General features: G+C 48.2%; 10 protein-coding genes and 1 tRNA gene. 6 read left to right on the top strand and 5 right to left on the bottom strand.

Going from position 1 to position 13,059, the window contains the following annotated elements:
- Positions 1-12 precede the first annotated feature (12 nt).
- Both AB9F29_RS03855 and AB9F29_RS03850 read right to left on the bottom strand, forming a co-directional pair.
- Positions 13-414, bottom strand: coding sequence for a rhodanese-like domain-containing protein (locus AB9F29_RS03855; RefSeq protein WP_335585854.1), 402 nt, complete (start codon positions 412-414; stop codon positions 13-15).
- 118 nt (positions 415-532) lie between these two features.
- Complete coding sequence (locus tag AB9F29_RS03850; RefSeq protein WP_335585855.1) at positions 533-1,510, bottom strand: zinc-binding alcohol dehydrogenase family protein; 978 nt, start codon at positions 1,508-1,510, stop codon at positions 533-535.
- Between the two features lie 217 nt (positions 1,511-1,727).
- On the opposite strand from AB9F29_RS03850, the gene AB9F29_RS03845 reads away from it, so the two are divergent.
- The 3 genes from AB9F29_RS03845 (at position 1,728) to AB9F29_RS03835 (ending at position 3,633) form a co-directional block, all read left to right on the top strand.
- The gene (locus AB9F29_RS03845) at positions 1,728-2,690 is read left to right on the top strand and encodes a tyrosine-type recombinase/integrase (protein WP_369754653.1); all 963 of its coding nucleotides are present in this window, start codon (positions 1,728-1,730) and stop codon (positions 2,688-2,690) included.
- Positions 2,691-2,824: 134 nt separating this feature from the next.
- Entirely contained in the window at positions 2,825-3,151 is a 327-nt protein-coding gene (locus tag AB9F29_RS03840; RefSeq protein ID WP_369754652.1) for a hypothetical protein, read from the top strand.
- A 152-nt stretch (positions 3,152-3,303) separates the two neighbouring features.
- Positions 3,304-3,633: a hypothetical protein gene (locus AB9F29_RS03835; RefSeq protein WP_369754651.1), complete on the top strand. Its 330-nt coding sequence runs from the start codon at positions 3,304-3,306 to the stop codon at positions 3,631-3,633.
- A gap of 318 nt (positions 3,634-3,951) precedes the next feature.
- Here the strand turns inward: AB9F29_RS03835 and AB9F29_RS03830 are convergent, their stop codons facing one another.
- Entirely contained in the window at positions 3,952-5,547 is a 1,596-nt protein-coding gene (locus AB9F29_RS03830; RefSeq protein ID WP_369754650.1) for a hypothetical protein, read from the bottom strand.
- A 731-nt stretch (positions 5,548-6,278) separates the two neighbouring features.
- Between AB9F29_RS03830 and AB9F29_RS03825 the strand changes: the two genes are divergently transcribed.
- The gene (locus AB9F29_RS03825) at positions 6,279-7,358 is read left to right on the top strand and encodes a hypothetical protein (RefSeq protein WP_369754649.1); all 1,080 of its coding nucleotides are present in this window, start codon (positions 6,279-6,281) and stop codon (positions 7,356-7,358) included.
- 44 nt (positions 7,359-7,402) lie between these two features.
- Positions 7,403-8,239 carry an HIRAN domain-containing protein gene (locus AB9F29_RS03820; protein ID WP_369754648.1) on the top strand — a complete coding sequence of 279 codons (837 nt, stop codon included), beginning with the start codon at positions 7,403-7,405 and terminating at the stop codon, positions 8,237-8,239.
- Positions 8,240-8,561: 322 nt separating this feature from the next.
- Here AB9F29_RS03820 and AB9F29_RS03815 read toward each other — a convergent pair.
- A tRNA-Gly gene (locus tag AB9F29_RS03815) sits at positions 8,562-8,636 on the bottom strand.
- A 137-nt stretch (positions 8,637-8,773) separates the two neighbouring features.
- On the opposite strand from AB9F29_RS03815, the gene AB9F29_RS03810 reads away from it, so the two are divergent.
- Positions 8,774-8,998, top strand: a complete 225-nt coding sequence (locus tag AB9F29_RS03810) for a hypothetical protein (RefSeq protein ID WP_335585856.1) — start codon at positions 8,774-8,776, stop codon at positions 8,996-8,998.
- A 436-nt stretch (positions 8,999-9,434) separates the two neighbouring features.
- Here the strand turns inward: AB9F29_RS03810 and AB9F29_RS03805 are convergent, their stop codons facing one another.
- Entirely contained in the window at positions 9,435-12,875 is a 3,441-nt protein-coding gene (locus AB9F29_RS03805; protein ID WP_369754647.1) for a pyruvate carboxylase, read from the bottom strand.
- Positions 12,876-13,059 lie beyond the last annotated feature (184 nt).

Here is a 13,059-nt window from a genome sequence, read left to right as displayed (position 1 = left end):
TTAGGGAATAGTCTAAGGTTTTCTTTGAGCAAATTCCACAGGTCCCCCCTGCTTTTCCCACGTCGAAAATCCTTCTTTTAGGTGGGCGGCTTCAAACCCCATATCCTTGAGCATGGACACCGAAAGGGCAGAGCGCCACCCCGATGCGCAATGAAAGATGAATCTCTTGTCCTCGGCAAATATCTCTTTGAAATAAGGGCTTTCTGGATCGATCCAGAATTCAAGCATCCCGCGCGGACAGTGAAAGCTGCCGGGGATGAAGCCCGAGTGTTGACGTTCACGCACATCTCGAAGGTCGACGATCACGACGTTTGGGTCGTTGACCAATGCTATCGCGTCTTTGGTTTCAATCTCTTGGATGCGCGCGCGTGCAGTCGCAACCATTTCGGCCACTGATGTTTTAAGTTTCGACATGAAATCACCGTTTTCGCGTTGAGGGGACGATGTGAGCAGTTTGGCGTGAATGACTTGAACCAACAACCGTCAATAGAAAAACGGGCAGAAAACGTCTCCAAATCTTGCAGTAGAGGTTCTAGGTCACGACCACAATTTTACCGCCCGCCGTGTTGTTCTCCATTGCGGTATGTGCGGCAACGATGTCGTCAATTTTGAAGACTTTTCCAATTGGAACGTTGAACTTTCCGGCGACAACCAAATCAGCGATGTCTTGCAACGGAGTTGCCAAAAAGTCTTCGTTGCCCCCCGCATAAGTGGTCAGATTTACCGCCGTTGGAATGGCGCCCATCGGGCTAAAGGCAGCCAGTTCCCATGCATTTCCAACCATGCCCGTCATGCAAACCGATCCCCCACGGGCCGTGCAGGCCAAGGAATCGAGCAATGTGGTTGTGCCGACCAGTTCAAGCACCTTGTTCACGCCCTCAGGATAGCGCTTTTTTACGTCTTGGGCGATTGCACCTGTATCTATGACGACATCATCCGCGCCGTTGTCCAAAAGGCTTTGGCGACGATCTTCGCGCCGCGTGGTTGCGATCACCGTGAGCCCCATGCGTTTGGCTAGGATGGCAGCACACAGACCCACTGATGTAGTGCCGCCCCGTACGAGGAGGGTTTCGCCCGCCTGCGCCTTTAAAGCCGTCTGAAGCGAGCCATTGGCCGTTTGGAGCATCTCGGGCAGGGCACCCAAAACATCCCACGCCAAAGTCGTTTTCAGGCGCATAACTTGGGCATTTGGCACCAATGTGTACTCGGCATAACTGCCATCAAACATCCGCCCCAATCCCCCCATCGCTGTGGCCACGGTTTCGCCCTCGGTGAAAACGCCATCTACGGATTGCGCAACGACGCCCACGGCCTCAATCCCCAAAATGCGTGGGAAGGGAACGTTGGGGGAATGCCCTTGGCGGGTAAATAATTCAGAACGGTTGAGGCCAAAAGATTTCACACGGATCAAAACCCAACCCGCTTTGGGTGTGGGGATCTCGCGGGTTTCGATCTTTAAAGCGTCGGGTCCGCCCGCTTCATGTATGACGACTGCTTTCATTTTGGACATGGTAAATCTTTCGTTGGCAAACGCAGTGCGTTAATCTGCGACAAGACGATAGGGCACCAAAAACAAAAACGGCCTAGGGGGGAAACCCAAGGCCGTTTTTAGTTTGACCAGATGGAGCGGGCGAAGAGATTCGAACTCTCGACCCTAACCTTGGCAAGGCACTTTAGGCAATCTGTAGAGGGTTACATTGTGAAATCAAAGCAATGGGACGCAAAAAATGGCTAGCATACGACAATTACGATCAGGAAATTGGAATGTTCAGATAAGAGAACGCGGAAAACCTGCTCGTTCACAAACCTTTCACAGTGAAAGGAAGGCTCGCAAATGGGCTGCGATGAACGAGGGGGGGTATAAATTTAGACATCAAACCTTTTACGAAGCAGGGATGAATTACTGCAACACCATTTTGTTTGAAAAAGCATCGAGCAGATTAAAAACACTACAGATCGAAAGAATTGCCAAGAACAAAGAATTCAACGTTGCAATGGACGAAATAAGGTTGAAGCATTTGAATGCATATAGGCAAATGCGGCTAATTCGAGTGAGCACAACCACATGCCGAGATGAGTTAATGATGATTAGACGTGTATTCCGTTGGTACCTAAATGAAGTGCGTGCTGAACGGGAGCTGATTATGCCTGATCCCTGTGAGTTTTTGGTCCTACCTAAAGCAAGGAAAACCAGAGATAAGGTGATTAGCAGAACTGAATTAAAACAACTGTTGGAGAAAATGACGCCTGAAATGGCGGTTGTTGTTGAATTGGCATTTGAAACCGCGATGCGCCGCTCGGAAATATTAAAGTTAACGAAGGATGATCTTTGCCTAGAACAGAGGTTTCTAAGGGTTGTAGACGGTAAGGAAGGTTCACGTGATGTACCCCTTACAAGACGCGCTGTAAGCCTCCTAGAGTCCACTCAGGAGCGTCAAGTAAGCTCTGGCGGTAGGTTGTACCCAATGGCCGCTTACAGTGTCACACAGGCTGTGAGGAGGGCAAGGGAAGCTTTGGGAATGTCCAGCGATATAAGATTTCACCAACTTAGGCACTCGAGGATAAGTGAAGTGGCTCGGAAGGGTCTAAATCAAGCGCAGATAATGATTATTAGCGGGCATAAAGATATTCGAAGCGTTCAGCGGTATACTCATTTAAACGTTCAAGATGTATTACACCTAATAGACTAACACTAAACGGCTGTACTGCCCTTGAATAACCATCGAATATACTTTCCTAATGTGAATTAGTGGAACCCTAATTTCAAGATTGGAAGGGAATTAATTTGTTTGGAGTTTGGGGTGGGTCTAGAATCGTAAAGGAGATGGCACAGGAAATTGGTATTGACCAAAAATTGTATGGAACTGCTTTAACTGAGATGAAGGTGAGTTTTGGAACTTTCAAGCAAACCCGAAAGACAGCAATTGCTGCGGGAGAACGTCCTAGCAAAGTTCTGCAAAACCTTGCGGCTTGGTCTGTCCCACCAGCCTTAATGGGACTTGATCAACTAACTCTAAAATTTCCCGAACAATCATCCATTTGGGAAGCCAAGATGGTCCTAGCCAAATTCGCATTTTGTCACGACATGATAGAGGACCCAAGTATAGAGTCGCTCAGGTCGTTATTGCTCCAACATGCGAAGAAAAAGTAGGCGGGGCTTCTCTTCCCAAGTTACATAGGAGCAGATTTGCAAGATATTTCTGATGTTGGGGGCGCTGCACCGTTAAAGGTTGTTTATAGGGGAAACACCAATTATTCTTTTGGATCAGCATCCACAAACAATTCACCATTAAAGGAAATTTCATGAGCCCACTGGTTTGGATACTTGTCGCAGCAGTTTTTGGTATTCTTTTCTTTGGAATGAAAAGGACGTCAAGAAAAAACAACAATCCACTTTTTCAGGCACTAGAAAGTGAATTGATGAATGTTGTCATCGAAGGAGGCAATACTCTTAACGAAAATACACTTTCAAAAATCAAATCTATTTTGATAAAGTATGATCTGGCAACGATGGACGTTATCCACGTAACAACCATGATGGATATTCAACTTGCGCGGCTTGCTTACTCAAAGCCGCAAATTCAAGAAATCTCCAACGCTATTTTAGAATTGGACGCCGAACGTCGAACCTGACCTTTAGCTAGCTATGAGGCTTTGGCCACAGTTTCGAAGATTGAATTGATTTCGAACCAATGTACTCAGTTTTTCCAAAAGAAACCTGCTTGGATATTGTTCCTCACGCAATCCTATAAATACCCAGTTAAAGTTTCGTGGTCTAGTATAGGCAGGCTAGTATAGCTATTTGAACGAAGAATTGAACAATACATAACTTCAACTAAAGAAAATGAGTTGATAATAATGTATACCGATGAGGAGGTGAGGGGGCGCCCGAACCTAAGCACTACCGAATGTTATTCGTGAATTAGAAAAACGAAAATAGCATATCGAAAATTAGTCAAATGTCTCTAAGCCATGAGTTTCGAGCCATTCACCTTCTCGTTTGTGATAGAGGCTGTGATCTAACATATGCTGTCTAGTCTCATCATGAATTTCTGGGCCACTAATTATCGGATAATAGGCTTTTTCCTTTTCTGGATCAAAGACAGCCTCGTCTTTATCGATCTTCGGACGCACTTCTGTTAACTCGTAAAATGCCTCAGACATAGCGTTTCTCAAATCGTCTTCTGCGCCTCGCCTAACAATAAATGAATCATGTATTGGTAAAGCCGTTATCGGAGGATCTTTATTCAGAAGTTTCGTTAACACTGTTTCCGCTATATCTGAATCTATTCTTTGCATTTCCGTCCATCTTGAAGTGAAGAAAAGATGATCAATGGCGCTATGCTTGTTCATCAAGTCCGATAGAAGGTTTGAATACGGCCTGCCGTGTTTGTTCTTGAACTCAATATTACACAGCTTTCTTATTTCATGGTTGTCTAGGTCGGATCTGTCCTTTTCTATTTCAATATCAGGTGCAAACCTATGCCACTGATTTTGGTTCCTTGATGCCTCTTTGCTGTTCAACAATTGATTGAAAGCTTTTTTAATTATCGGCCGTAAACTATCGTCCCATCCTTCTAGTGTGTAAGAATCCGCTGGGGCTTCCTCCCCAACCTGTGCGTATAAAACCCTAGGTGCCATAGTTGAAAAATCTAATTCTACGACCATGTTGCCATCAATTTCCACATGCTTTCTCAATTCGCTGGGTACGTGTTGCCACCATCCACCGTAGATGCGCCCACCGTCCTGAAAAGTACCATTAGCAAATATTCGTTTGAGTTGCTTTTTGCTAAAATCAATTGGCTCTCTATGATCGTTCTCGAAATTGTCAGCATCTTTTTTTGCCAGCAGCCGATCTTGCAAGCCTTTAAAAGTAACGTCAGAAATATCTAAATTTAAATAGGCACCTTGTAGATTGGCATTAACCCGTCTGATACTTTCTATCGCGTTCTCCAAAGGGAAATCTTCTTCATGCGGGTATGGAACAATTTTGCCATCGTTTTTGACTAAAATAACCGGAGCTTCGCTATCTTCCCTAATTGATGTCCAATTAAGTCCAAATTGTTCGAAGTATCTTTGAAGTTGTTCAGTTGCCCTCATGCGAGAGGATATTTTGGAATAGCCTGAATTTGATATCCAGTTTTCCACGTAGCCAAAATTAGCTAAAAAATTTATTGTATTGATAAATGGTTTTTGGGTAACCGGATTAGCGCTTGTGTACGGGTTATAGTAGCGACCACCATCAATGAAGTTCCCTTTTCCTCTGCTGTACCCAATCCAGAGTTTTGGGTGTGAACTAAAAGCTGAGAATAGATCGAGTAAAACCAATTCAAAATGTGTTCTGTAAACCTGTGTGTTCTTTTCCGATAACATTCTCTGTCGACTGGCACAGTATTCGTTATTAATAAAGCCGACTAAATTAGCCGCAGATTCCGACGCAGCCTTAAGATTTATCTTATTTGGTCTTGAGTTTTTATAATCCTCAGGAGGTTGATTTGTCTTTTTAGTATTGGGCGGTGCTTTGATCATATTCAAATTATACAACATGAATTGCACGCATTGATCAAGCGCAAGGGGGCGGCACTTCAATGGAATAACTGGTATTTAGGAAGTTTTTAATAATTAGGCAAATAAATCAGTATACTAAGTGATAATATGTGAAACGGTTGCGATCGTGATCTAAGGTTTGCGCTGAGCAATTTCATTGCCCCCCTTATTAGTGTTGCTATGGCGGTGTCTTAAAGATTTTTTTGAGAAAATATCGTGCAGCGATAAGTACTAGGGACGGCCCCCTGCGCCCCCTTGCCCCCCAACTGGCGCTTTAAGAGATGAGGATGATATAGCGTAATCTCTGCAGAATGGGGGCTCCTGTCCAAGACACTCACCTCGACAAGGTTGAGGTCGAAGTGTTTTAGGATATGAATTCATTCATTTTTTTCAGAAAAATGTCAGCACGTTCACAGTTGTCATGTGTGAAGCAGGTGTAACGTTAAGGTTTGATGGTGATTTGTAGCTTTGATTGGGAGCCTAACTGCAACACTTAGCTCAGAAGACATTAGTTTTCGCCTCTTATCTCGGTCCATAAACTCCATTTGGCCAGTAACGGAAGAAAAAGAGGCTAATAGCATCGCACTTGGTATAATATGTAGTGCAGCTATACGGTGAGTTGCGGGTTCGGCATTATTTGTGATTCATGACAGGATTTCGGATCGTCTACCCCCTTCCGTGCATGAAGGTTCTCTGCTATTTTTTTGAAATTCTGTTTGAGGAGGCACACGTTGAAAGCAACATTTCTTGCTTCGATAGTCATCGGCAGCTTGCCTGTAACTGGTTTGGCTTTAGAATTTGACATCATACGTTTCAATGCGAGCGTGATCATCACTCTTGATGGTGATATTTTGGCAGGAGATGCCGATAGGTTTGCTAATTTTTGGGATGAGAACGCATATGATGCCTACAGTTTTACGGTTGCATTAAATAGTTCTGGAGGAAGCCTTTCAGAAGGCTTGAAACTCGGACGATTTCTGCGCCGGAACGGAGTTGCGACCGCCGTTCAAAAATACTCGCAGCGTGCGCCTATGCAGTCAAACTGGGACTATTCCTTTGCGGCTAAACCACTGGAAGGATCGAGGTGTTATTCCGTATGTGCTCTTGCTTTCATGGGCGGCGTAGAGCGGTCCGTTCCTGAGAGAGCAAGGATTGGGTTCCATCAATTCTATGGTGGCGTTAAAGGCAGAAGCGCTGACGATACTATGATTACTACTCAAGCTGTATCAGCGACGATCTCCAGTTACCTGCGGGAAATGGGAGCAGCATCAGAATTATTTGAACTGATGTCGATGACACCACCAGAAGAAATGTATATTCCTGAACAGCAAGACTTGGGTGCCCTTGGAATTCATCCGATTTCAGCATTCCAAGACTTCCGGTTAATGCCGAAAGAGGGAGGGATTGTGGCAATATCAACCAACCCGCGCAATTTGGGTTCACTTGAAAGAGTTTACGAGTTGGAAACTTTTTGCTGGAAGGGACGCCCAATGATAAATCTTTACGCTGAGGGTGCGTCCAGCGGCCTACCGTCAAAAATGGCCGATCCAATGACAACTCACATAGACGGTTGGTGGATTGAAACTGTAGTGGGGAGTACTGCATTTGGATCGGAAAATATCCGTCTCTACCCCGAGCAAAAGCTTCTTGCTACCCTGATTTTGGATCCAGAAACCGCAAAGGCGCTCAGTAAGGGCAACTCAAAGTTTTCAGTCAACAGTTACACCGCATCTGGTGTTTTTATGAGCGGAGTAATTAACGCCCCAGAAGGGGATTTGGCAATAGCCGCAAGCTTTAAAGGCTGCCTCTAGCTCCCTTTATCGTAGTTGAATATTGCATTTTATGAGGTGATTTAATGAAGTTCTTGAAAGCTCTATTTGGCGGAAGATCATCAGGCAACAAAAGCTCTAAGGCGACTCTCCCGAAAGTTAATGATTTGAAGCCTTCCATCAAAAAGGCATCTTCTAAGGCGCGCCCATTGAAAGCGCATGTAGTTACTGACCTGAAGAGCTTTCCCTTCAATGTTGTTGGAGAAATCAACTATCAGGATGCTCTCGAAGAAATCGCGAGTGGATATAGACGCGATAGCCAAGCGTTTCCTACAAACGCAATCATGGTACTTGATCCCGAAAACCGCTTCGATCCGAACGCTGTTAGGGTCGAAATTGATCGTCAGACAATCGGATATTTACCGAGGGAAGAGGCCAAGCGGATCGGTGGGATGATGCGTGATCAAGGTGTCACCGCTGTTACAGTTGAAGCACAGATTCGCGGTGGATGGCGGACAAATCAGCATGATCAAGGGCACTTCGGCGTTCGTTTGAAAATCCCTCAATCTGGCTGGATCGACTTTGGTGTGGGTTCCCAAAAGCCAGAGTCCATGCCAGCAGTCCCACGCACGAAAAATCCAGCAATAATACCGGCTATTGATGGGCCGCTTTCAAAAGAAAAAATCAAGCTCTGGGGTTTTCCCAAAGATGGAGAAGAAGCTAAGACCATAGCGCAGGCAGGGGGGCAGGTGATGGCTAGTGTTGGTAAATCAACTACAATCGTCGTTATGGATAACGGACCTATCACACCGGGGATGAAGAACAGCTCCACATGGAAGAAGATGGAAAATCTTCGCGAGACGGGTCAAAATATCGAATTGGTTACTTGGTCTGAGATACAATCGCGTATTGCAATAACCTAAACTCTTTCTTCTCAGTGTGCTTTTGATGGCCGATAGTGAATCGGCTGGTATCGTCCAGTTCCCAGCCAAAGTGATTATTTTGGAATACTAGTTGTGAAATATTAGGCGGGATTTTTTCGCCGTACTTCGTTGCGCGCTTCGTGGGCGTAGCTCAAGGGTAGAGCCATATTGCCAAAGCGCAGCTTTGAGCACCTTGCCAACCAGCGATCTATTTAGAGAAATTAATTAGCCATTCACAACAAGCATTGTGAACAACATTGTCCCAAAACGAAACATGGGCTACAGTTTTGACTGTAACCCATTGTTTTCTTGTTTGACCAGATGGAGCGGGCGAAGAGATTCGAACTCTCGACCCTAACCTTGGCAAGGTTATGCTCTACCCCTGAGCTACGCCCGCACCGTCTGGTGAGGAGGGGTTTAGTCCGAACGATTGGGGGCCGCAAGGGGAATTTGGCAGAAAATTTAAATTATTTTCTAAGCGACGGAAACTGCCCGCTCGCGCGTGTGTCTCTTATAGAAAGTGAGAAGTTTTTAATGGAAAACGACCCTATCATGCGACGCGATATCCGCCTCATTGACTGTCTTTGCAAGTCACGCAGAGGGTTGACGGGAGGGACGGGGGCCATCCGCGGGGCAATTCTCACAATTGCCATCGGGATCGCATTTCTTGCACGCCTTATGACGGTTGTGCCTATGTTTGCGGCTTCAGCTCAAGAAATAGGCCTTTGTGCCATGACTTTGGTCTTTGGGGCTGCGTAACAAAATACCTCTTGTTTACGCGCTCTTTACAAAGGTTGGTTCAATATACCTCGAATAGGGCCGACTGGATTCGGCGCAAACCGGAACAAGATTGCCCGCGTTGTGGCACTCAAGAAAAGAAGAGGACAGCCTGTGACTATGTCTCAAGATCGACTCGTGACTCTCTGTTTTAAAAAAGGGGGAGAAACAAAAGTTTTCGCGAGTCGGAGCCATGCCAAACTAATGGAAAGCGTTTTTCGGAGTCACCTTGGCGGGACCTCCAAATCGCGTTGGTTGGAATCTACGCTGTCAGATGGCTCTATGGTCGTAGATATGAACGAATTGTCTGCCGTAGTGAATTGTGAATATACTGAAAAGTAAGTTTGATTGACGCGGAATGCGCATAAAAATACCCGCCGCAATCTCTTGCGACGGGCAATGTTTCTCTCGTTAGGTTCTATTCCAGCTCAACAAGCAGGTCTTTTGCGTCGATTTGGCTGCCCGGCGTAACATGGACAGCTTTGACGGTCGCGTCGCGCTCAGCATGAATGCCGGTTTCCATTTTCATCGCTTCAATCGTCAAGAGCAGGTCACCCTGATGGACCACTTGGCCGACCGTTACCGCGAGTGTTGCCACAACACCTGGCATTGGTGCTCCGATATGGTCGGTATTGCCATCCACGGCTTTTGGCCGCGCGGCGGTTTTTGCTTTCACCAGACGATTTGGAACACGGATAACGCGCGGCTGGCCGTTTAGTTCGAAAAAGACCTTAACTTCGCCATCTTCTGTTGTTTCGCCAACGGCTTGAAGGCGAATTTCAAGCTTTTTGCCCGGTCCGATCTCTGCTGTGATCTCTTCAGCAGGTTCCATTCCATAAAAGAACGTCCGTGTCGGAAGCGCCCGCACGGGGCCGTAGAGGCGGTGACGGCCCATGTAATCCAAGAATACTTTGGGGTACATGAGGTAGCCATTGAGGTCTTCGTTATCTACGGTGAACCCATCCAAAAGCGCGCTAAGTTCGGCCCGCGTTGCTTCTAGGTCTGTGGGTTCCATCGCGGCACCTGGGCGCGTCAGGTTCGGAGCCTCGCCCTTGAGCACTTTGCTTTGGATACCTGTCGGGAAGCCACCCGGAGGTTGGCCCAAATTCCCGCGCATCATGTCGACGACACTCTCTGGGAAGGATAGATCCACCTCGGGGTTTTCGACTTCTGCTCGGCTAAGTCCCTGAGAAACCATCATAAGCGCCATGTCACCAACGACTTTTGACGAGGGCGTAACCTTCACAATGTCACCAAACATCTGGTTCACATCCGCGTAGGTTTGCGCGACTTCGTGCCATCTTTCCTCAAGGCCGAGGCTGCGCGCCTGTGCTTTTAGGTTGGTGAACTGGCCACCGGGCATTTCGTGCAAGTAGACTTCGCTGGCAGGGGCTGCGAGGCCGCTTTCGAAGGCCGTGTATTGTGCCCGTACCGCTTCCCAATAGTTTGAGACTTCGCGGATTGAGCCGATATCGAGGCCAGTCTCGCGCGGTGTGTGACGCAAGCTTTCGACAATGGAGCCAAGACAGGGTTGGCTGGTGCCGCCCGAGAATGCATCCATTGCCGCATCGACGGCGTCAACGCCCGCTTCGCTTGCCGCAAGGATTGTGGCGCCTGCGATGCCGGAGGTATCATGTGTGTGGAAGTGAATCGGCAGGCCGACTTCTTCTTTGAGAGCTTTAATCAAAGCGCCTGCAGCGGTTGGTTTGAGGAGGCCAGCCATATCTTTTAGGCCGAGTACATGGGCACCCGCCGATTTGAGGTCCTTGCCCATTTCCACGTAATACTTAAGGTTATATTTTGCGCGGTCGGGATCGAGAATGTCGCCCGTGTAGCAAATCGTGCCTTCGCAGACCTTGTTCTCTTCCTGAACAGCATCCATCGCTACGCGCATGTTTTCGACCCAGTTGAGGCTGTCAAAGACGCGGAAGACATCGACACCAGTTTCGGCGGCTTGTTTGACAAAGGATTGTACAACATTATCAGGATAGTTGGTGTAACCCACCCCGTTCGACGCACGCAAAAGCATTTGCGTCATCACGTTCGGCATCGCGGCCCGCAGGTCACGCAACCGTTGCCATGGGCATTCTTGCAAGTACCGATAGGCCACATCAAATGTCGCGCCGCCCCAGCATTCAACAGAGAAAAGCGATCCAAGATTTGCCGCATAGGTCGGTGCAACACGGATCATATCAATCGAGCGCATCCGCGTGGCAAGCAAGCTTTGATGCCCGTCGCGCATGGACGTGTCAGTGATCAAAAGTTTCGTTTGCGCGGTCATCCAATCGGCCACAGCCTGTGGGCCCTCGGCTTCTAGCAGGTTGCGCGTTCCAATGACGGGCGTGCCTTTGAGTGCGGGGGGAGCGAGCGAACGTTGGTCCGCCGAAGGCTTTGGTCTGCCAGCGGTTTCTGGATGGCCGTTGACTGTAATTTCCGCAACATAGGTCAGAATTTTGGTGGCCCGATCACGTCGTTTTTTGAATGTGAACAGCTCTGGTGTGTTGTCGATAAACGTCGTGGTGTAGCTGTTGTCTAGGAAGGTCGGGTGCTTGAGAAGGTTCTCAACAAAGGCAATGTTGGTGCTCACGCCACGGATGCGGAACTCGCGCAAGGCGCGGTCCATACGCGCAATCGCCGCCTCGGGTGTTGGGCCTTTGGCGGTCACTTTTACCAGCAAACTATCATAATAACGGGTGATGACGCCGCCAGAATAGGCCGTGCCGCCGTCAAGACGGATGCCCATGCCTGTGGCGCTGCGATAGGCAGTGATGCGGCCATAGTCTGGAATGAAGTTGTTTTGCGGATCTTCTGTTGTCACGCGGCATTGAAGCGCGTGGCCCGTTAGGACGATATCTTCTTGGCTGGCTTTTCCGGTCGCTTCGGCAATGGTTTTACCCTCGGCAATCAGGATTTGCGCCTGCACGATGTCGATGCCTGTGACCTCTTCGGTGACTGTATGCTCGACTTGAACGCGGGGATTTACTTCGATGAAGTAGAATTCCTCGGTGTCCATATCCATCAGGAATTCGACGGTTCCCGCACATTCATATCCAACATGGGCGCAAATTTTGCGACCTAAGGCGCAGATGTCGGCGCGCTGTTTATCAGATAGATATGGGGCAGGGGCGCGTTCGACAACTTTTTGGTTGCGACGTTGTACCGAGCAGTCGCGTTCAAACAGGTGATACATGCCGCCGTGTTTGTCGCCAAGGATTTGGACCTCAACGTGGCGGGCGCGTTGGATCATTCTCTCGAGGTATCCCTCGCCATTGCCAAACGCAGACTCGGCTTCGCGACGCCCTTCGAGGACTTTTTCTTCAACTTCTTCTGGGCCGTAAATCGGACGCATGCCACGGCCACCGCCACCCCAGCTCGCTTTGAGCATGAGGGGGTAGCCAACTTCTGCGGCTTCGCGGCGTACCTTGTCCATATCATCGCCAAGGACTTCGGTTGCGGGAATGACGGGCACACCCGCCTCAATCGCAACACGGCGCGCGCTGGCTTTGTCGCCTAGGGCGCGCATTGTCTCGGCTTTGGGGCCAATAAAGGCGATGCCCGCAGCGTCACAGGCGTCTACAAAATCGGGGTTTTCAGAGAGGAGGCCGTAGCCTGGGTGGATCGCGTCCGCGCCCGCCATCAGGGCAACCCGAATAATTTCTTCGATGCTTAAATAGGCGGCCACGGGGCCAAGGCCTTCGCCAATGCGATAGGCTTCGTCGGCTTTGAAGCGGTGCAGGCCGAGTTTGTCTTCTTCGGCATAGACGGCAACAGTTTTCTTGCCCATTTCGTTTGCGGCTCGCATGATGCGAATAGCAATCTCACCGCGATTGGCGATTAGAATTTTCTTGAAGTCTGACATTTTGAATTCCCCGATAGCTCTCGGGAGTATCTTTTAAGAATTTTCTGCGTCGCCGTAAAGCTTTCTTCGCTGTTGCAGCAATTTTCGGTCACGATTGTTTACCAATTAGTGCTATTATTCCAATTTGGGCGTAGTATTTGGAAGAAGTGTCTGAAAGTAGATCGATTTGGGTCCTGTGTGCTGA

The organism is Falsihalocynthiibacter sp. S25ZX9 (assembly GCF_041205405.1).
GTDB classification, from domain to species: Bacteria; Pseudomonadota; Alphaproteobacteria; order Rhodobacterales; family Rhodobacteraceae; genus Falsihalocynthiibacter; species Falsihalocynthiibacter arcticus.
Note: the sequence above shows the minus strand (reverse complement) of the source record. Positions and strands in the feature narration are given on the sequence as shown.